Annotated in this window: 16 protein-coding genes and 1 pseudogene; 9 read left to right on the top strand and 8 right to left on the bottom strand. The window is 60.1% G+C overall.

What is annotated here, in order from left to right; all coding sequences use genetic code 11:
* Positions 1-97: 97 nt before the first annotated feature.
* Both AB1J88_RS03910 and AB1J88_RS03905 read left to right on the top strand, forming a co-directional pair.
* Positions 98-871: an alpha/beta hydrolase gene (locus AB1J88_RS03910; RefSeq protein ID WP_430290270.1), complete on the top strand. Its 774-nt coding sequence runs from the start codon at positions 98-100 to the stop codon at positions 869-871.
* Positions 872-1062: 191 nt separating this feature from the next.
* The gene (locus tag AB1J88_RS03905) at positions 1063-1929 is read left to right on the top strand and encodes a CAP domain-containing protein (RefSeq protein WP_041073492.1); all 867 of its coding nucleotides are present in this window, start codon (positions 1063-1065) and stop codon (positions 1927-1929) included.
* 131 nt (positions 1930-2060) lie between these two features.
* Here AB1J88_RS03905 and AB1J88_RS03900 read toward each other — a convergent pair whose 3' ends face one another.
* Positions 2061-2693, bottom strand: a complete 633-nt coding sequence (locus AB1J88_RS03900; RefSeq protein ID WP_041073494.1) for a PQQ-binding-like beta-propeller repeat protein — start codon at positions 2691-2693, stop codon at positions 2061-2063.
* Positions 2694-2724: 31 nt separating this feature from the next.
* The gene (locus tag AB1J88_RS03895) at positions 2725-3936 is read right to left on the bottom strand and encodes a helix-turn-helix domain-containing protein (protein ID WP_430290269.1); all 1212 of its coding nucleotides are present in this window, start codon (positions 3934-3936) and stop codon (positions 2725-2727) included.
* A 517-nt stretch (positions 3937-4453) separates the two neighbouring features.
* Between AB1J88_RS03895 and AB1J88_RS03890 the strand changes: the two genes are divergently transcribed.
* Positions 4454-4885 (top strand): nuclear transport factor 2 family protein, encoded by a 432-nt coding sequence (locus tag AB1J88_RS03890; protein WP_198760140.1) that lies wholly within the window; start codon positions 4454-4456, stop codon positions 4883-4885.
* Between the two features lie 70 nt (positions 4886-4955).
* Here AB1J88_RS03890 and mqo read toward each other — a convergent pair whose 3' ends face one another.
* Entirely contained in the window at positions 4956-6599 is a 1644-nt protein-coding gene (gene mqo, locus AB1J88_RS03885) for a malate dehydrogenase (quinone) (protein ID WP_041073501.1), read from the bottom strand.
* Positions 6600-7030: 431 nt separating this feature from the next.
* Here mqo and AB1J88_RS03880 point away from each other — a divergent pair, with 431 nt between their 5' ends.
* From AB1J88_RS03880 to AB1J88_RS03870, 3 genes are all read left to right on the top strand, one after another.
* Positions 7031-7456 (top strand): nuclear transport factor 2 family protein, encoded by a 426-nt coding sequence (locus AB1J88_RS03880; RefSeq protein ID WP_430290268.1) that lies wholly within the window; start codon positions 7031-7033, stop codon positions 7454-7456.
* Between the two features lie 158 nt (positions 7457-7614).
* Entirely contained in the window at positions 7615-8853 is a 1239-nt protein-coding gene (locus AB1J88_RS03875) for an AAA family ATPase (RefSeq protein WP_430290267.1), read from the top strand.
* Positions 8850-9356 (top strand): hypothetical protein, encoded by a 507-nt coding sequence (locus tag AB1J88_RS03870; RefSeq protein ID WP_430290266.1) that lies wholly within the window; start codon positions 8850-8852, stop codon positions 9354-9356. The genes AB1J88_RS03875 and AB1J88_RS03870 overlap by 4 nt, the downstream gene beginning before the upstream one ends.
* 42 nt (positions 9357-9398) lie before the next feature.
* On the opposite strand, the gene AB1J88_RS03865 is transcribed toward AB1J88_RS03870, so the two are convergent.
* Complete coding sequence (locus AB1J88_RS03865; protein ID WP_041073503.1) at positions 9399-11012, bottom strand: methyl-accepting chemotaxis protein; 1614 nt, start codon at positions 11010-11012, stop codon at positions 9399-9401.
* Positions 11013-11198: 186 nt separating this feature from the next.
* Here AB1J88_RS03865 and AB1J88_RS03860 point away from each other — a divergent pair, with 186 nt between their 5' ends.
* A complete protein-coding gene (locus AB1J88_RS03860) occupies positions 11199-11513 on the top strand; it encodes a DUF2388 domain-containing protein (RefSeq protein WP_025111286.1) in 315 nt (104 codons plus the stop codon).
* Positions 11514-11581: 68 nt separating this feature from the next.
* Positions 11582-12004, top strand: coding sequence for a hypothetical protein (locus AB1J88_RS03855; protein ID WP_041073505.1), 423 nt, complete (start codon positions 11582-11584; stop codon positions 12002-12004).
* Here AB1J88_RS03855 and ligD read toward each other — a convergent pair whose 3' ends face one another.
* Genes ligD through AB1J88_RS03840 form a run of 3 tightly spaced genes read right to left on the bottom strand, consistent with a single transcriptional unit; the run spans position 12005 to position 16951 of the window.
* On the bottom strand, positions 12005-14590 hold the full coding sequence (ligD, locus tag AB1J88_RS03850; protein ID WP_430290265.1) for a DNA ligase D: 2586 nt from the start codon (positions 14588-14590) through the stop codon (positions 12005-12007).
* Positions 14591-14607: 17 nt separating this feature from the next.
* Positions 14608-15561: a methyltransferase gene (locus tag AB1J88_RS03845; protein ID WP_430290264.1), complete on the bottom strand. Its 954-nt coding sequence runs from the start codon at positions 15559-15561 to the stop codon at positions 14608-14610.
* 10 nt (positions 15562-15571) lie between these two features.
* Positions 15572-16951, bottom strand: coding sequence for an iron-containing redox enzyme family protein (locus tag AB1J88_RS03840; protein WP_430290263.1), 1380 nt, complete (start codon positions 16949-16951; stop codon positions 15572-15574).
* A 325-nt stretch (positions 16952-17276) separates the two neighbouring features.
* Here AB1J88_RS03840 and AB1J88_RS03835 point away from each other — a divergent pair.
* Positions 17277-17737 (top strand): annotated as a pseudogene (locus AB1J88_RS03835) (REP-associated tyrosine transposase).
* A 93-nt stretch (positions 17738-17830) separates the two neighbouring features.
* Here the strand turns inward: AB1J88_RS03835 and AB1J88_RS03830 are convergent.
* A complete protein-coding gene (locus AB1J88_RS03830; RefSeq protein WP_430290262.1) occupies positions 17831-18592 on the bottom strand; it encodes a tellurite resistance TerB family protein in 762 nt (253 codons plus the stop codon).
* Positions 18593-18811: the final 219 nt, after the last annotated feature.

Below are 18811 nucleotides of genomic sequence, written 5' to 3'. Positions count from 1 at the left end.
GCGTGAATCTGTTGCACGTTGTGTGCGACGGCTGTCCCTCCACTGCGCTGGACTACACTGCGACAGCGAACACCCGCGTCCCGTTAAAGTTAGCCGAATGTCCAGAATCCTGATGTCAGTCGTCGCTTTGCTCATCGCCCTCTACGTTTTGCTGTGCGGGGCATTGTTCGTGTTCCAGCGTTCGCTGATCTATTTCCCCCAGCCTGGCAGTGCTGTGACCACGGCAGATTCACGGCTGAAACTGGCAATGCCGGATGCCGATGTCTGGGTAACCGTTCGCGAACAGGCGGGTCCGAAAGCGCTGATCTACTTCGGCGGGAATGCCGAGGACGTGTCGCGCAACCTGCCTTCATTCAGCGCAGCGTTTCCGGATTACGCGGTGTATCTGCTGAACTACCGGGGCTTTGGCGGCAGCGGCGGTTCCCCCTCGGAGGAAGCGATTGCCGAAGATGCGCTGGCGCTGTTTGACCGGGTCTACGCCAGCCATCCGCAGATTGCCGTGATCGGGCGCAGCCTGGGTTCCGGAGTGGCGGTGCGGCTGGCGAGTCAGCGCCCGGCGCAGACATTGATTCTGGTGACGCCGTACAACAGCCTCGAAGAACTCGCCGTGCGCCAATACCCGTGGTTTCCGGTGAAATGGCTGCTGAAGGATCGCTTCGAGTCGGGCCGCTATGCCGCGCACATTCAAGTGCCGACGCTGCTGCTGGCAGCCAGCGATGACGAAGTGATTCCACGGGACAGCACGCAGCGGTTGCTGGGGCATTTCCCCAAAGGTGTGGCGACGCTGCGAGTAGTGCCGGATTCGGGGCACAACTCGATTGCCGAGCGGGCGCAGTATCTGCAGTGGATGCAGGCAGTGCTTGATCGCTGATAGCCGATTATTGCGTCGGCTGAACTGGCCCCTTCGCGAGCAATACAAAATCCAGGATCACCCTCCCCTTCACACCCAGCAAAAAAGCCAGTTTGCCAGCATGAACCAAGTGCAAAAAGCCCAGTCCTAGTGGCGCCGCATTCTGCGGCTGCCCACTTCAGCACTGTCCTTTCCCCTGAGTCTGCCGTCCCATGCGCCATGTCGTTCGCTCATCACGCTTCGTTTCGCTGTGCCTGCTGATCCTTGCCCCACTGTTCACCGAGACCGCCCACGCCAGCGAAGAGCGGCAGCTGGTGGCCGCCATCAACGATTACCGCGCCCATCCGCAACGCTGCGAACGCCGCCCTGCCCAGCGCCTGGCGCCACTGTCGCTGAAGTCGAATCTGGCGTTGCCGATCGGCTATGGCTACGGCGGTGGCTTGCGCGAAAGATTGAAGTCTTCGGGATATTCGGCGGTGGCGGTGCGCAGCATCCGCATCGTCGGTGCCGGGGATGCCGAGGAAGCCTTCGAACAGCTGCAAGACAGCCACTGCACCGCCCTGCTCGACGCCCAGTACGCCGACATCGGCGTCAGCCGCGCTCGCGGTGAATGGCAAGTGGTGCTGGCGCAACCGGTGCTCGACAGTCGCGTCGGCGACAACCGCAGCGTCGGCAAAGCCTTGCTCGCCGAGGTCAACGCCGCCCGTGCACGCCCACGGATGTGCGGACGCCAGCGCTTCGCCGCCGCTCGCCCGCTCAGCTGGAACCCGGCGCTGGGAGCCGCCGCGCAAGGGCATAGCAAGGCCATGGCCTACGGCAACTACTTCGCCCACCGTGATCCAGACGGCGACATGCCGGCCGATCGCGCCCGGGCGGCGGGTTACCGGGGCCGGCAGATCGGCGAAAACATCGCCGCCGGCCAGAGTTCACCGGGCAAGGCGATGGCCGGATGGCTGGCCAGTCCCGGGCATTGTGCCAACCTGATGAACCCGATGTTCACCCAGGTCGGCGCGGGTTTTGCCAGTGAGGCGCGCAGTGATGAAGGGGTTTACTGGACGATGGTGTTTGGTGCGCCTTGATTCGCTGAGAGATTTTCAGTGAAGCTACTGGCCCCTTCGCGAGCAGGCTCGCTCCCACATTTTGTCCGGTTGAGGCTGAACCCATGTGGGAGCGAGCCTGCTCGCGAAAGGGCCAGAACAGGCACCCTCCATCACTTGGGCCGCCGCACCGCCCGCAGCCGCCCGCTCCCTCCGCCACCGCAGTAAAAGCGCTCGCCGTCATCCGCTTCCAGCCCGGAAACACCTGTCCCCGCAGGCATCTTCAAACGCTCCAGGACCTCGCCATCTTGCGGGTCGACCCGGCGCAGTTCACTTTCATCGCCTTCCCAGGTGCCATGCCATAACGCGCCGTCGACCCAGGTGACCCCGGTGACAAACCGGTCTGACGCCAGCGTACGCAAGACCGCGCCAGTCTCCGGATCGACCTGATAGATCTTGCGCTCGCGATACTGGCCGATCCACAGCGAGCCTTCGGCCCAGGCCATCCCCGAATCGTTGCCGCCGCCCGGCGCCGGCACGGTGTTCAGCACACGGCCGGTGGTCGGGTCGATTTTCTGGATACGGCTGTCGGCGATCTGGAACAGGTACTGGCCGTCGAACGCGGTACCAGCGTCGGCACCGACCTTGAGCGTGCGCACGGTTTTGCCGCTGGCCGGGTCCAGCGCATTGAGCTGGCCGTCACTGGCGAACCACACGTGCTGGCCGTCGAAGGTCACGCCGTGGACACGTTCGACGCCGTCGAACGGGCCGTACTCACGAAGGATTTCTGCGTTTGCCTGTTTCATGCTGCCTTCCTCGTTGGTAGGAGTGTCCAGCCTAGCCATTGCCCAACGACACCGGGAGTAACAAGATCGTCGCGAAACCCGGCACCGGCGGCGTGGTCCAGCGCCGCGCACGACCCACGCCGAACCCTTGCACTTTATCCGCCTGCGCCAGTGCTTCCAGTGAGCGCTGCACTTGCCGCTGACTGCAGCCCAACGCCAACGCCAGCGCCGAACTCGACCAGGCTTCGCCATCGGCGAGCAAGGCCAGCAGCGCGGCGTATTTATCCTCGACCGGCAAGGTGAGCAACGCTACATCCTCGGCGACCAAGGCAAAACCGCGCGCCGTCGCGATGATCCGCGCCAAGGGCTGCAACGCCGAACGCAAGCGACCGATCTCCACCCGCAGGCGTGCGCGATGGGATTCGTCGCTTAGTCTCAAGCGAAACGCCTGAGCGATCAGCGCCTCTCTCGACACATCTTCCGGCCACGCCTGAGCCAGCATCCGCAGCAGACCGAACAGCACCGGACGCGTCGCCAAGGCCACTGTCATCCCCGCGCCGCGCACGCTGTAGCGACACGCATCGACCACCAGCGCCGGCGAGGCGAACAACGCTTCAACCTGCGCGAGCGTCACGGTCCGAGACCGGCCAGACACAATCAGTTGCGCCGCAGGTGCATCGAGCATGTGCAGGGCCTGTTCGGTCTCTGCGGTCAGTGCTGGAATAGCCGCTTGCTGCGCCGCCCGTTGCGCAAGCTCGAGCGCCGCCCGCGCCGTGTGCGCCTGCACCTGACGCAGTGCAATACCGGCCGTCATCAATCCATGAGCGGCCCGCAACGGCGGGGGCAACGGGGCGGGATCAAGTGCGGCGAGCAACGCCTGCGCCTCATCAAGCTGGCCGATCAGCAACAGCCGACGGATTTGCAAATAGCGGGCATGCGCGGCGTTCAGTTGATCGCCGTGATCGAGCAAGAGCTGCCGCGCCGCCTCCAGCGCTTTAACCGGCCAGCCCAGATCCCGCGTCGCCAGCGCCACTTCGGCCTCGGCCACGACGCAGCGCGCTCGGGACAACGGCTCGTTGGCGCCGAACGCCTTGACCGCCCGCTGCAGCAGCGCCTTGGCTCGGGACACATCACCGAGCTGAGCCATGGCGATGCCACGCAGCGCCAGCGCAGGCGGGTCTTCACGCAGGGCGACGAGCTTCAACGCGGCCAGCGGATCACCCACCGCGAGCGCACGGCCGGCAGCGTTGATCAACGAGTCCATGACAGATCAGGCACAGTGAACATTTCCGGGACTGGATATCCCGGTTTAGTCCAGTTAGCGGACGGACACCAGTATGGTGTGATGCGAGAAATGACAACGCGGTAGAAACAGCCGCGCCCTTCGATAAGAAAGGGCGCTGGAGTCTGGTGGAGTGCTGCCGGGGTCAGACCGGGGAAATCGTCGCAAGCATTCCGATCAGAATGGTCAACGTCAGAAAACCACCGAGGAAAATCGCCATCTTGTTCATGCTGCTCTCCTTAATGTTGAGCTTGCGGTGCACCGGGCGCTTCGGGATGAAGGGCTGCCGCGGGTGACCGGATTGCCGGGCTATTCTGAGCGCCTGACTGAGCCGGTTACAGAGGCAGATCCAACAGAAAAATACGGATCAGATACCAAACTGATCTGTTCCGGACATGGCGTGATATTCAGATCGGCACACAAAGATTCGAGGGCACGCCGCTTTGAACTAGAGTGATTGCCGTCGCGCGAAAAACAACAACAATTCCAGGAGTGGTCAATGTCCGAACTGAACCTGCACCCCAACGCCGCCGAATCCTTGAAGCGTTGGCACGAGATGATCCGCACCGGCAACCTCAAGGCCTTGCCCGAGCTGCTTGATCCGAATGCGCTGTTCCGCTCGCCCATGGCCCACTCGCCCTACCCCGGCGCGCCTGTGGTGACGATGATCCTCAACACCGTGTTCAACGTGTTTGAAGATTTCAAATACCACCGTGAACTGGCGACTGCCGATGGTTTGAATGTGGTGCTGGAATTCAGTGCCAAGGTGGGGACGAAAGAGTTGAAGGGGATCGACATGATTCGCTTCGATGAGAGCGGGAAAATTATCGAGTTCGAGGTGATGGTGCGGCCGTTGAGCGGGTTGCAGGCCCTCGGCGAAGAGATGGGGCGGCGGCTTGGTGCGTATCTGGCAAGCGCGAAACCACAGTAGGATCAGGCGCCACAAAAAAAGCCCACTGACCATTACCGGTTCAGTGGGCTTTTGCGTATCTGGCGTCTAGTTACAGCGCCATGTCACGTGCAGCATTTTCCTTCGGCGCTTCAGCTTTCTCAGCTGCAGGTGCAGCCGGAGCAGCCTGACCGATCACCGGAGGCGTTGGCAGTTCGAGGATCTTGGCGGTGTACGCCCACTCTTGTGCCACTTTGGCCGGATCGTTGTTCAGCTGGGTGCCGTAGCTTGGAACGATCTGGTGCAGCTTGGCTTGCCACTCAGGGGTAGCGACTTTGTCTTTGAAGACTTTCTGCAGCACGCTCAGCATGATCGGTGCAGCGGTCGACGCGCCTGGCGATGCGCCCAGCAGGCCGGCGATGGAGCCGTCTTGTGCAGCAACGATTTCGGTGCCCAGTTTCAGCACGCCGCCAGCGGCTTCATCACGCTTGATGATCTGCACGCGCTGGCCGGCTTGCCACAGGCGCCAGTCTTCGGCTTTGGCGTTCGGGAAGTATTCCTTCAGCGCGTTCAGACGGTCTTCATCCGACAGCATCAGTTGACCGGCCAGGTACTCGACCAGCGGGTATTCCTTGATGCCGACCTTGGTCATTGGCCAGATGTTGTGGGTGGTGGTGCTGGTCAGCAGGTCCAGGTACGAGCCTTCTTTGAGGAACTTGGTGCTGAAGGTCGCGAATGGGCCAAACAGGATGACGCGCTTGCCGTCCAGAACACGGGTGTCCAGGTGCGGAACCGACATCGGCGGTGCGCCAACCGAAGCTTTACCGTAGGCCTTGGCCAGGTGCTGCTCGGCGATGGCCGGGTTATCGGTCACCAGGAACGAGCCGCCTACCGGGAAGCCAGCATATTCCTTGGCTTCAGGAATGCCCGACTTCTGCAGCAGGTGCAGAGCGCCGCCACCGGCACCGATGAACACGAACTTGGCGTCGGTTTCGGTTTTGGTGCCGTCTTTCAGGTTTTTGTAGCTGACGCGCCAGGTGCCGTCGGCGTTCTTGGTGATGTCTTCGACTTCACTCGACAGCTTCAGGTCGAAGTTAGGCTTGGTCTGCAGGTAACCGGCGAACTGGCGGGTGATTTCGCCGAAGTTCATGTCGGTACCCAGCGGGCTCCAGGTGGCCGCGATTTTCTGGTTCGGGTCACGCCCTTCCATCATCAGCGGGACCCACTTCTTGATCACAGCCGGGTCTTCGGAGTACTGCATGCCGGCGAACAGCGGGCTCGCCTGCAGGGCTTCGTAGCGCTTTTTCAGGAACTTGATGTTGTCGTCACCCCACACGAAACTCATGTGCGGCGTGGTGTTGATGAACGAGCGAGGGTTCTTCAGAACGCCTTGCTGAACCTGCCAGGCCCAGAACTGACGGGAAACCTGGAACGCTTCGTTGATCTCGACGGCTTTCGGGATCGTCACGTTGCCTTTGTCGTCTTCCGGGGTGTAGTTCAGCTCGGCGAGCGCCGAATGACCAGTACCGGCATTGTTCCAGCCGTTGGAGCTTTCCAGGGCGACGCCATCGAGGCGCTCGACCATTTCCATCGACCAGCTTGGCTCCAGCTCATTGATCCACACACCCAGGGTGGTGCTCATGATGCCGCCGCCGATCAGCAGAACGTCGACTTTCTTTGCTTCTGCAGCATTGGCGGACGACATCCCCATCGCCAAAGCCAGCCCGAGCAAGGCTGTGTTCACTTTCTTAAACATCTGTTGCACCTATGATAAAACGCCTTCCGCCCGCCGCTGTTGTGGGTATGAGGGCCTATTGTCGCGACACTCAGGCCAGGGTCGCGGGCACCTTCACACTGCAATGTTGACGGGTGGGCACACAAGGCCGACGTACCGCATCGACCTCAGTTAATGTCCCTTCTGAACTGACTTTTTATCATTATTGGCTTCAGCTACTTGAGCGACAGGGATTCCGTCAGCCCGCCCAAAGGGCAGGCAAACTGAATAAGGTCAAACCAAGTTGGCGCGAAGAATATCACGTCAGGGCAAACCCGCGCGTCTGTTCGCGACCGGATAGTTTTCAATGGGTTCCTCGAGCGCTTTCTAACGTTGGTGCGTTTCTGCTACGTTGTACGACGACTGACAAATAACTCAGTCGTTTTCATGACCTACAACAACAAGGAATACCCATGAACACATCCAGACTGCTGCTCGGTCTCGTTTGCCTCTTCAGCGCCTACGTCGCCGCCGCCCCGGCGGAACAGGATGTCGCCCAGGCCGTCGACCACCTGACCCAGGCGATGCTGCACAAGGACGTTGCCGAACTGAACGCCTTGACCGCCGACAACCTCACCTACGGTCACTCCAGCGGCAAGATCCAGGACAAGAAAGCCTTCATTGCCGATATCGAAACCGGCAAGAGCGCGTTCAAGACCCTGGAGATGCAAAACCAGACCATCACCCTGTCCGGAGACACCGCGTTGGTCCGCCATCACTTTTCGGGGCAGGCCATCAAAGGCACCGAGATCGTGCCGACCGAAATCGAGAACTTCCAGATCTGGCAGAAGCAGGCTGGGAGGTGGTTGCTGGTGGGGCGTCAGGCGTACAAGTTCTGATTAAGTAGAAGGCTCTGGCGAGTACCTCGTCAGAGTTCTCTCCCCTGGTAAGCACCTTACCTACCTGTCCATTTCGCTCCAATTTGCTCCTCCCGTTTGTCCCCTGCCCTGATATGCTGCATCGCTAAACCGTACAAGCTCGTCCTATGGAGTGATCAATGACCCGACTACGCGTCAAGCATTTCGGCCCTATCCGCGATGGTGTGAAGAACAATGGCTGGATAGCGTTCAAACGCGTGACGGTTTTCGTGGGTAATCAGGGCTCCGGGAAGAGCACGCTGGCCAAGCTTTACTCAACATTCTCCTGGATAGAGAAGGCGTTGGTGCGGGGTGATTACGATGAGAAATGGTTTGAACGAAAGAATAAGTTCATCAAACCGTATCTGACCTATCACAGACTGGAGCACTACCTCTCCGATGCAACAGAAATCGAATACGAGGGCGAGGCCTACTCGATTCTTTTTATGCGGGGGCAGTTGCATATCACTGAATCAAAAGGTAGTAGCTACCATCTGCCTCAGATCATGTACGTGCCTGCCGAGCGCAACTTCATCTCCTATGTCAGACACCCTCGCGAGCTGAAACTTTCCTCGGATTCACTCAAGGAGTTCCTGACCGAATTCGATGCAGCCAAAGCCAATATGAAAGGCACTTTGCTGCTGCCTATCAATCAGGCCGAACTCGAATATGACAAACTCAACGATATCCTCAATATTCGTGAGTCCGACTACAAACTCAGACTGGCAGACGCCTCCAGTGGCTTTCAGTCTGCCGTGCCATTGCATCTGGTGAGCCACTACCTGTCCAACGCGGTTCAAGAGCGTAGCGAAGAGCGGCAAGAGACAATGAGCGCCGATGAGCTGGATCGCTTCAGAAAAGAGGTTAAAGAGATCTTTTCCATTGATTCGCTGACAGAAGAGCAAAGGCGCATTGCTCTCTCCACGCTGTCCTCCAGATTCAACAAATCAGCGTTTATCAATATCGTCGAAGAGCCTGAGCAGAATCTTTATCCCCAGTCACAATGGGCCGTTTTGCAGAGTCTGCTGAGGTTCAATAACCAGGGTCAGGGCAACCGTCTGGTGCTGACAACTCACAGCCCATACGTAGTGAATTACCTGACCATTTCGGTACAGGGCAAGCACCTGCAAGACAGCATTCTCCAGAAACAGCGCGACAAGGAACTGCTCCCTAAACTCGCCGCCGTTATTCCTTTGCATGCCTTGCTAGACGCCGGAGAGTTGGCGATATACCAAGCCGATGAAAGAACCGGATCAATCACGAAACTGCCAATGGTTGATGGCATTCCTTCCGATGACAATTTTCTGAACAGATCCTTGCAAGAAGGCAATGATTTATTTGATGCGCTCCTCGATATCGAGGAGGAGCTGAAAGGGTGAATTTTCTTGATATCCGCTGCCAGACAGGCCCGTTTACTGATGCCGAATTTGGACTACGCGACGATCAAGAGCGCCCTCTCGCTTATGTCGACTTAGACAATTCGAAAGAATGGGTAGCCACGGTATCGAACCCGCTCCAAAGACCGATCGTATTTACCGCAATTGATAAATGCGTGATCAAAGACGGTGAGGAAAAAGGTCGGGATCGATGTGACTGCATGCTGAGCACCGATGACGCGTTGTACCTTGTTGAGTTGAAAGACCGAGATGGAGGGGGCTGGCAAGGGCAAGGGATCAAACAATTGGAGTCGACAATTCAATTTTTGATTGATGCACACGGCGAGCAATTCTTGGCTAACTTTCACCCCAAAATCGCCTACGTCTGCAACAAAAAATCACCCTTCGTTAAACCAGAACTCAATGCGAAGAACCGCTTCAAGAAGTACAACTTCAGATTGAAGGTTGAGGCGACCATCAATGTACGGCGAAAAGCGGATCAATGATCCGCTGGCTCATTCCACTTTGACCAGATATCGATATTCCCCTCACAACCGAAACCGGTCCACCGACAACGCCAGTGCCCCCGCCAGGCTCGACAGTTCATCGGTGGTATTGGCCGTCTGCCCGATCACCTTGCTGTTGCCCTCGGACATCCCGGCGATCATTTCCACCTGATGGGCAATTTCGTTGCTGGCCTGGCTTTGCTCGCCGATGGTGCGGGTAATGTCATTGACCAGTTGCGTGGTGCTGAGGGTGGCGTCGAGGATCTCGCGGATCGCCCGTTCGACTTCCGCCGTGACCGCCATGCCTTTGTCGACCTGAGCCACGCCGGCCTCCATGCTGCTGACCGCTTCGCGGGTACTGTTCTGGATACGCGCGACCATCGCCGCGATTTCCTGGGTTGAAGCGCTGGTACGCGCGGCCAGACTACGCACTTCGTCGGCGACCACGGCAAAGCCCCGGCCCTGCTCGCCAGCCCGCGCCGCCTCGATGGCGGCGTTGAGTGCCAGCAGGTTGGTCTGGTCGGCGATGCTCTTGATCACCTGAATGATGTTGAAGATGCCTTCGGATTCCTGATCCAGCGTGCGGATCACCTGTGCCGACTGCTGCGCCGAGCGGGCGATGTCGTCCATGTCACTGACCACCTGATGGATCACCTGTCCGCCGCTCTTGGCCAGCGACTCGGCCTGATTGGCCATGCCCAGTGCGCGTTCGGCGTGGCGGGTGATTTCCTCGATGCTGGCGGTCATCTGGCTCGCGGCAGCGGCCATGGTGCCGGCGGCGGCGCTTTGCTGCTGACTGCTGTCGGCGACCTGATGGCAGCCGTGGCTCAACTGCTCGCTCATGCCGCTGACGCCATGCGCGTTGCGGCGCACCACGTCGATCATGTCGCGCAGATCGCGCTGCATGGTCGCCAGGCTGCGGATCAGTGTGCTGGCTTCATCCTTGCCGGCCGGTTCGCTGATCGGCTCGCTGAGGTTGCCATGCGCAATGCTTTGAGCGATGTGGTTGGCGGACTTCAGCGGCCCCATGATGCTGCGGGTCACCCAACGCCCTTGCGCCAGCAATAGCAACAGGCTGGCGAGCAGCACCACGCCGAGGGCGATATTGGCATTTCGAATGGCGCTGTCGGTGGCTTTGCTGGTGTCCCGGGTATTGCTTTCAATCAGCTCACTGAGCGCGGCCATCTGCTCTTCAAGCTGAGTGAAGGCGGTGTTGAACGTACCGAGCTCCCGTTGCGCGCTGTCCGGGTTGTCGAGTGCCAGGCCGACAATGCGCTCGGCCGCCTCGATGTAGGTGTCCAGGCTCGGTTTGATCTGTTCGAGCGCGGTCTTGATTGTCGGGTTGACCGGCAGTTTGAGGTTTTCATCCAGCACTTCGCGAAAATGGCTCGCGTGCTCGTTGATCGAATCCCGCACTTCGGCGGCCGTGCCGGTACTTTTGCCCAGGCCCACCAGCATCGCCGAGTACACGTCAGCCCGCAGTGCATCGTGCATCATGTCGGCTTCCATGTGATTGCGCAGCGCAGTCATGCTCACCGCGTTGTCGCCAACCGCCGCGGACATCCGCGTATTCCCCACATAGCTGACCAGACTCACGATCAGTGCTGTCAGCAGGCTGGTTGCTATCAGCAACAGCAAACGCAATTTGATCGACACGGTGGGTTCCTCCTGAGGCGCGCCGAATGCACCTGTCAGGAGTTCAGTTAAGCTTATTTGTGCAGATGTGCTGCTTCAGAGCGTTTCAGCAAGTATCCGCGTGTTCGAACGGAACTCCGGCAAAGGTCGCACCTCTGAGATTATGTAGTCTTCCTTTTTGCTTCGCGCTTGTGGAGGAACACCGTCATGCGCAAGTTAGTGCTCGTTTCTTCTCTCCTGCTGTGCCTCCCTGTCGGCTCGGCTCTGGCCCGTGTCGATGCCGGCGATGTCGCCACCTCGGCGGGTGTTTCCGCGTCGCTTTACTCGACCTTCAAGGATCACAAAATGGTGATCCCGGCGCGCGATGACCTGTCAGCGTTCGTGGCCAGCGGCGGTGCCATACGAGGGGTTTATCTGGAGTCGGTGCTGCAACAGGTCCGGCACGACAACCCCGGTCTCAACGCCAGCGATGAAGACCTTGCCAACGCGATTCTGGTGCATTACGAAGGCCTGAATCAGTAGTTGTCACGCAGGCAGCGGCCGATGGATGGCAGCTGAAGGCACATAGGCAAAACAGTCCGACGGCCTCTATGATGGAGGCCATGACGACTCTTGCGCCGCCTGCGCCTTTGCGCTCACCCTGCCCGCCCGGCGCCTGCGATTGCGGGCGCGAATCATTGCTGGAAAATCCCGGCAGCGATCTGCGCATCCTGCGCCTGACTCGCGAGCAGGAAAAAATCCTGCTCGCCCGCCTGGAACAACTCAAAGACCTCGCCGACCTGCGCCATCTGCAAGATCGCATGCACGAACAGTTGGGCCTGCGAGTTGAAGTTGCGCCGGGCTTTCATGAAGTGCGCACCATGCTCGGCATCGAGATTCAGATCGAAGCGCTGCCGGGGCTGTGCCGCAAGACGCGCAAAGCAATTCCGGCGGCCATTCGTCGAGGCCTGAGCAACCACCCTGAAATCGCTTTCGAACTCCTCAACGCCCACGACTTGCTGCGCGATACCTGATCATCTTTTCAGGCCAACCCGCTTGCGCATCTCTGCAGTGATGCTCTGGCGGGTTTTCTTCATGTCGGCCCACGGCGCGTCGCCGACCTCGTTCAGGCGCTCATGGACATTGCTGATGTTCCACTGATTGCCACCCTTGATCTGCGCCACCTCTTCGCGAAACAGCGGCACCGACACCGGCAGCCCCTCGCGGGTGCGCGCCGCGTAGGCACAAATAGTGGTGGCACCCAGACCGTTGCGCAGGTAATCGATGAAGATTCGCCCCACCCGATTTTTCGGCCCGGACACCGCGGAAAACCGTTCCGGCAACAAATTCGCCATATGACTGACGATCGCATGGCTGAAATCCTTGACCTCATCCCAGCCGTGCTTGCGGGTCAATGGCACCACCAGGTGAATGCCTTTGCCACCGCTGGTCTTGAGAAACGCCTTGAGCCCCAGTTCATCGAGCACGGTCAGGGTCAGCGCAGTGGCTTCGACCATGCTTTTCCATGGGAGCGCGGGATCCGGGTCAAGATCGAGGACAAAGCGGTCAGGCTTGTCCAGATCAATGGTGGTGGCGTTCCAGGTGTGCAACTCGACCGTGCTCATCTGCACGGCGCCGATCAAGGCTTCGGCATTGTTGATCAACATCACCGGTTGACCGGTGACCTCCTTGTCCAGCGTGGTGATGCCGGGAATCGCCAGACGCTCGGCGTTTTTCTGGAAGAACAGTTCGCCGGCGATACCGTCCGGCGCACGCACCAATGCCACTGGACGATCCTTGAGCTGCGGCAGGATCCACTCGGCGACGCTGGCGTAATACTCGGCCAGTTGCATCTTGGTGGTGCCACTGACCGCATCGATTACCCGGTCGGGGTGGGTGATGCGCACCTTGCCGCTGGCGAGGCCCAGCTGTGACGGTGCTGCTTCAGCCTTTTTCTTTGCCGGTGCAGCCTTTTTCGATGGGGTGGCTTTCGCTGAAGTCTTCACGGGTTTCGCGCGCTCCTCGGTAATTGCCTTCGCCGGTTTGTCATTGCGCAGACCATGGAACACGGCATGGCGCACCGAGCCGTCCTTGGTCATTTCGGCGAATGCCACTTCCGCCAACAGATTCGGTTTGAGCCAGTGCACACCCTTGGCGTCGAAGCCGCTTGGCGGATTGACCACGGCAGCCTTCTTCACCTGCAACGGCTTGAGTTGGGCAAGGATGCTTTTCAGGGTGGTGTCGTTGAACCCGGTGCCGACCTTGCCGGCGTAACGCAATTCGCCACTGTCGCGGTCATGCAAGCCCAGCAGCAAGGCGCCGAAGGCACTGCGCGCGCCCTTCGGATCGGTATAGCCGACAACCACGAATTCCTGACGATGCTTGCACTTGAGCTTGATCCAGTCGCTGCTGCGCCGCGATACGTAAGGCGAACCCAGGCGCTTGCCGATCAGTCCTTCCATTTGCATCTGGCAGGCGCTGTTGAGCAGCGCATCCGGGGTTTCGTCGAAGGCTTCGGAGAAGCGCAGCAAGGGCTGCTGATGCCCAGCGAGCACTGTGGACAGCGCGGCGCGACGCTCCTCCACCGGCACTTCGCGCAGATCCACGCCGTTGAGGTAGGGCAAGTCGAACAGGTAATAGACGATGTTGCCGCTGCTTCCAGCTTCGAACGCATTCTGCAGCGCCTGGAAGTCCGGCACACCGTGTTCGTCAGCGACCACCATTTCGCCGTCCAGCCACGCCGATTCCAGGCCCAGCTCGGCCAGAGCCTGCGCCTGTTGCGGCAGTTTGTGCGTCCAGTCATGGCCATTGCGGGTAAACAGCTGCACCTGATCGTGATCGATGCGCGCCATGATCCGGTAGCCGTCGAACTTGATCTCGTAGCTCCACTGCCCTTCCGGTGCGCTGTCGACCAGCGTCGCCAGTTCCGGCTTGAGTTGCGCCGGCAGTTTGGCCTTGCGCGCACCAGTGAGCGTACCGGACGCCGTTTTGCGCGGTTTGGCCGGGGCCTTCTTCACCGGTTTGGCTTGCTCGGCGGCGAGCTTGGGTTTACTGATCAGGGTGCGTTCGCTGAGCACGCTGTGCGGCTCGGCGCTGAGTACGTCGTAATCGTCTTGCGGGCGCGCAGCGCTGTCCTGATGTTTGATCAGAAACCAGTTCTCCTTCTTGCCCGGCATGTGGGTGCGCACCAGATTCCAGAGGCCGGACAGCTTCTCGCCTTGCAGCTCGAATTTGAGTTTGCCCTTGGCGTAAGCCTTGGCCGGGTCTTCCTGCGGAATCCACACGCCACGATCCCAGACGATCACCTCGCCGGCGCCGTAATGCCCTTCGGGAATGCTGCCCTCGAACGTCGCGTAATCCAGCGGGTGATCTTCGACGTGCACCGCCAGGCGTTTGACCTTGGGGTCGAGCGACGGCCCCTTGGGCACCGCCCAGCTCTTCAGCGCGCCATCGAGTTCGAGGCGAAAGTCATAATGCAGGTGCGAAGCGTCGTGCTTCTGGATGCAGAACTGCAGCGCATGTTCAGTCGCCTTGCTGCGGCCACGGCGCTTGATGGCAGCAGGCTCCGAGGTCGCCGAAAAATCGCGCATGCGGTTGTAGTCGTCGAGGTTCCTGGTCATGGCGCACCTGCCTTGTGTCAGCCAATGCGGGTCACGGTCAGCGCGACCACGGCGATCCGGTCTACACGCTGGTAACCGGGATTCAACAATTCTTCACCGAACACGTCGGGATCCAGTTCGCGATAGGTCCAAGCGAATCGCGCCGAATCCAGGCGTGGCACCACGGTGTCGAAAAACGGATCACGGCCATCGACCATGGCGACGCCGGTGTACAGCAGTAACGAGCCACCGGGTGCCAGCCGATTGAGCGCCTGTTCGACGATGCGCAGCGACAACCCGGCCCCCAGTGAACCTCCACCATGTCGGTAGGCGCGCCCGGCGGGATCGGCCATGTACGGCGGGTTGGCGACGATCAGGTCGAAGTGGCCGTCGGTACCCTGCAACACATCGCTGGCCTGCACCTCGACGTTGGCGACCTCGGCCAATGCCGCGTTGATCGCGCTCAGTCGCAGCGCGGCGGGGTTGATATCCACCGCCAACACCTGCGCCTCACGTCGCGCGCGGGCAATCAGAATCGCACCGACGCCCGCACCGCAACCGATGTCCACCGCACGCTGGATCGGTGCAAAGCTCTGTTGCAGATGTGCGTGAATCAACTGCGCGAAACGGTAGGTGTCCGGACCGAAAAACACCGAATCGGCGGCATCGGTGGGAAAGCCCGAATGCACGAACAACAGGTCATCCAGACTCGACCAGCGCACCCGGCTTTTCAAACGGCCGTCGTAGGCGTCAATCACTTGCGCCTCTTGCAACTGCCGCTGCTCGTCGGCGGACAACAACCCCGGTTCGAACGGGCGCGACCAGCCGAAGACATCACGCAAGGTATCGGCCACCTGCCCCTCGTCCCGCTGGTTGACCCGCTGATGGGTCAAAGGCGTCGGCGTGATGAAACGATAACCGTCGGCCTGCAAGCGTCGGCCGAGTTGCAGCAGCGTGAGGTCGTCGGCAGACAAATGTTCTTCCTGATTCATGGAGAATTCCTTAGCGCAGACTGGATTTGAGTTCGATGAAGCGACGCGTTGCCAACAGCCCCGCCGGGTGGGCATGGCGGGCGGGTGACAGCCATGGGATCAGCGTGGCCATTTGCGCGTGACCGTCCTGGCCTTGTAGCGAGGAGGTCAGACGCTGCACATCGGGATCGTGTTCGGGCACGGCGGCGTCCGGGGTGGCGACCTGGCGGCTGCGTCTTGGTGTCGGATTCTTCTCCGACGACGTCCAGTCGCCGGCAATCCAGTCGTGCAGCAGTTGCTTTTCATAAGGACTGAACACGCCGAACATCGCCGCACCGTCGCCGTCGATCAACTGCCAGAAACGGCTGGCCTGCGGATCCTGATTGCGCTTGATCCAGCCCTTGTCCTGCATCACCTGCAGAAACCCGGGCAGTTGCTCGGGCGTGGCCAGCCACTGATTGACGGTTTTGCCGTCGAAGCGGCAGTAGTCGGAATGCATGTGCTGACCGAACGGACGCTTGCGCTCGAGCATCGTCAGCACTTCCTGTTCCAGGTCGAAACCCTCGATGATGGCGCGGCTGCCCTGCCCCAGGTCGTTGAGTCGATAGCCCAGCGATACCCGGCGCAGAAACTCGCTGCGATCCGCTTCCAGCGGCAGCAGGTCGAGCACCGCCTGCACAGCTTTTTGCGCATGACCGGTGCTGGCGTTATCGATGGTCACATGCAGGGTGAAATAGTACGGATCGATGCCCAACTCGCTGAGCTCATAGGCACTGATCAGCAGGTGCAGCGGCAATTGCTCGTAACCGAGGTTGTAACCGATCACCTCCGGCAAACAAGCTTCACCGCAGGCACCGAGTGCCAGTTGCAATGCACCTTGCAAGTAGCGCTCATCGGCGATGGCGCTGGCATCCTGCAAACCGTGTTCAGCGAGCAGTTTGCGATAGATCACCACATGGTTTTGCGCAGGATTGCCGTCGCCGAGTTCTTCCAGATAGGTACACAGCAAGCCATCAAAACGCGGGTCGCGCCATTGCGCCAACAAGCCGTACAGCCACGCGCCATCGACCAGTTTGGTCGGTGCCACGGCTTGCAGAAAGTACAACGCGTGAGCCTTGTTGCTGAAGAACTGGCGCGGTCCGCCGGCCTGACGCTGTTGCAGGTAATCGGCGTACTGCCGGGCAACCTCGGTGCAGTGCCCGGCGACCCACTCCTGCCACGCCGACGGATCCTGCGGCAGTTCTTCAGGCAGCAGCGCGGCGCGCTGCAACTGCTCGGCGAGAAAATCCTGCGTGAGGGTGTCAGGCGAATGCTCAAGCAGCAGCGCCTCATAAATACGCCGCAGGTCACCGTCGGCAATGATCGGCTGTGGCTGCGCGCTCGGCGCTGGCAGGGAAGTCAGGGCAGTCATGTCAGTGTTCTCACTCGGTTGGCCGGTCAGGGCGTTGTTTCACGCCTCTACAGCAGCAGAGCAACCGCTACGGAGAAAAATTCAATCAACTTGAAAAACGCCCTGACGGACGGCGATCAGCGCCAATTCTCTTTCACTTGATCACTTGGTCTGGTCCCTGTAGGAGCTGCCGAAGGCTGCGATCTTTTGATTTTGTCTTTTACGATCAAGATCAAAAGATCGCAGCCTTCGGCAGCTCCTACATTTACATCGTGTAAAGGCTTGGCCGAGCGGAGTGTTTCGGGAGCGCTAGTGTTCAAGGACGATGGTTACGGAGGGCAAAGGAATGCCTGAAGCTGCAAAAGCCTGCGGTGTACGCAAGGGACGCTATTCGGAGGTTGGGCGGGTTTATTTGCTGACAGCGGTGGTTGAGCAACGCCGACCGGTTTTTTCGGATTGGAGAGCAGGACGACTATTGGTAGGGCAGATGCGGGCCGCCGATCAAGCGGGAGTGGTTCATTCGCTTGCCTGGGTTGTGATGCCGGACCACCTCCATTGGCTGGTCGAATTAAAACAAGGCTCTTTGGCGCAATTAATGTGCCGTGTCAAATCGCGCAGTAGTCGCTCGGTCAACCTGCTGCGAGGCAATTCGGAGCCGGTGTGGCAACGCGGCTATTACGACCGAGCTCTGCGTCGCGATGAAGATCTTAAAGCCGCTGCCCGCTACATTGTCATGAATCCATTGCGGGCGCCGGTCTGGTAAAGCGTTTGGGTGATTACCCGCTATGGGACGCAATCTGGCTCTGAAGATCAACAGATCGCAGCCTTCGGCAGCTCCTACATTTGGAGCGCTTTTCCCCTGTAGGAGCTGCCGAAGGCTGCGATCTGTTGACTTTTGCTTCAGCCCTGCCCCTTGGCCTGCTGTTCCAGGTGCACCTGCAATTGCGGATCGATCTGCAGGGCGGCGGCCAGTTCATCCAGATAGTTGCGTTCGGCGTCCTGCTGATCGTCCACCAGAATCACGCTGACCAGGTACATTTCGGCGGCCATGGCCGGGTCGCCGTTGGCGGCCTCGGCGACTTCGTTCGCATCCAGTGGTTTGGCAATTTCGCTTTCGAACCACTGCTGCAATTGCGGATCGTCGGTGTGCTTGCTGATTTCACTGTTGATCATCTGTTGTTCCCGGGTATCGATCTCACCGTCGGCCTTGGCTGCGGCGATCAGCGCCCGCAGTACGGCATGACTGTGTTCCTCGACTTCGGGCCCGGCCAGCAGGTTGGCGGTTGGCGGGATCTGTTGCGGTGCCGCTGAGGCCTGACTGCGTTGCCAGGCCTGATACGCCTGGAACGCCATCATCCCCAGCGACGCCAGCGCCGCATAATTGTTACCACCGGAGCGGCTTTGCGTACCGCCACCCAGTGCCCCACCCAACGCGCCGCCCAAGCCACCACCGCTACCGCCGCCGAGCAGACCACCGAGCAAACCGCCCAGCCCACCGGACTGCGCCGCACTGCCGCCGGGGCCTGCACCGCCACCCAACAGACCACCGAGCAAGCCGCCCAGTCCGCCGAGTCCGTCCGGATTACCGGCCGAGTCAGCACGTTGTTGTCCCGCCGAGGCCTGGCCTCGCAGCAGTTGTTCGAGCAAATCGCTGGTGTTCATGATGTCGTCCTCAGGCATTGGCATTCACTGCGTCAGGCAACGATAGACCGGCGCAGCCATCGCGCCAGCACCGTCTGGCTGACACCGGCGGTTTTCGCCGAGGTATTTTTCGAGCGGCCAGCTAAGATTCAACAGTGGTGAACCTTATCCCGGCCAGACCGGTCGATAGCTGCAACCCCGACCCGGTTTGCCGGCGCCCTTTGCTCGAGGGTGATACCC

Origin of the sequence: Pseudomonas sp. S8, from assembly GCF_050473925.1 — a bacterium.
GTDB classification, from domain to species: Bacteria; Pseudomonadota; Gammaproteobacteria; order Pseudomonadales; family Pseudomonadaceae; genus Aquipseudomonas; species Aquipseudomonas parakoreensis.
This window is presented reverse-complemented; position numbering and strand designations above follow the sequence as displayed.

Coding starts and splice junctions, on each gene's coding strand:
- AB1J88_RS03880 (WP_430290268.1), top strand. CDS start 7,031: ATGAACACATCCAGACTGCTGCTCGGTCTCGTTTGCCTCTTCAGCGCC.
- AB1J88_RS03830 (WP_430290262.1), bottom strand. CDS start 18,592: ATGAACACCAGCGATTTGCTCGAACAACTGCTGCGAGGCCAGGCCTCG.
- mqo (WP_041073501.1), bottom strand. CDS start 6,599: ATGTTTAAGAAAGTGAACACAGCCTTGCTCGGGCTGGCTTTGGCGATG.
- AB1J88_RS03855 (WP_041073505.1), top strand. CDS start 11,582: ATGATGGAGGCCATGACGACTCTTGCGCCGCCTGCGCCTTTGCGCTCA.
- AB1J88_RS03895 (WP_430290269.1), bottom strand. CDS start 3,936: ATGGACTCGTTGATCAACGCTGCCGGCCGTGCGCTCGCGGTGGGTGAT.
- AB1J88_RS03845 (WP_430290264.1), bottom strand. CDS start 15,561: ATGAATCAGGAAGAACATTTGTCTGCCGACGACCTCACGCTGCTGCAA.
- AB1J88_RS03905 (WP_041073492.1), top strand. CDS start 1,063: ATGCGCCATGTCGTTCGCTCATCACGCTTCGTTTCGCTGTGCCTGCTG.
- ligD (WP_430290265.1), bottom strand. CDS start 14,590: ATGACCAGGAACCTCGACGACTACAACCGCATGCGCGATTTTTCGGCG.
- AB1J88_RS03860 (WP_025111286.1), top strand. CDS start 11,199: ATGCGCAAGTTAGTGCTCGTTTCTTCTCTCCTGCTGTGCCTCCCTGTC.
- AB1J88_RS03910 (WP_430290270.1), top strand. CDS start 98: ATGTCCAGAATCCTGATGTCAGTCGTCGCTTTGCTCATCGCCCTCTAC.
- AB1J88_RS03900 (WP_041073494.1), bottom strand. CDS start 2,693: ATGAAACAGGCAAACGCAGAAATCCTTCGTGAGTACGGCCCGTTCGAC.
- AB1J88_RS03875 (WP_430290267.1), top strand. CDS start 7,615: ATGACCCGACTACGCGTCAAGCATTTCGGCCCTATCCGCGATGGTGTG.
- AB1J88_RS03840 (WP_430290263.1), bottom strand. CDS start 16,951: ATGACTGCCCTGACTTCCCTGCCAGCGCCGAGCGCGCAGCCACAGCCG.
- AB1J88_RS03890 (WP_198760140.1), top strand. CDS start 4,454: ATGTCCGAACTGAACCTGCACCCCAACGCCGCCGAATCCTTGAAGCGT.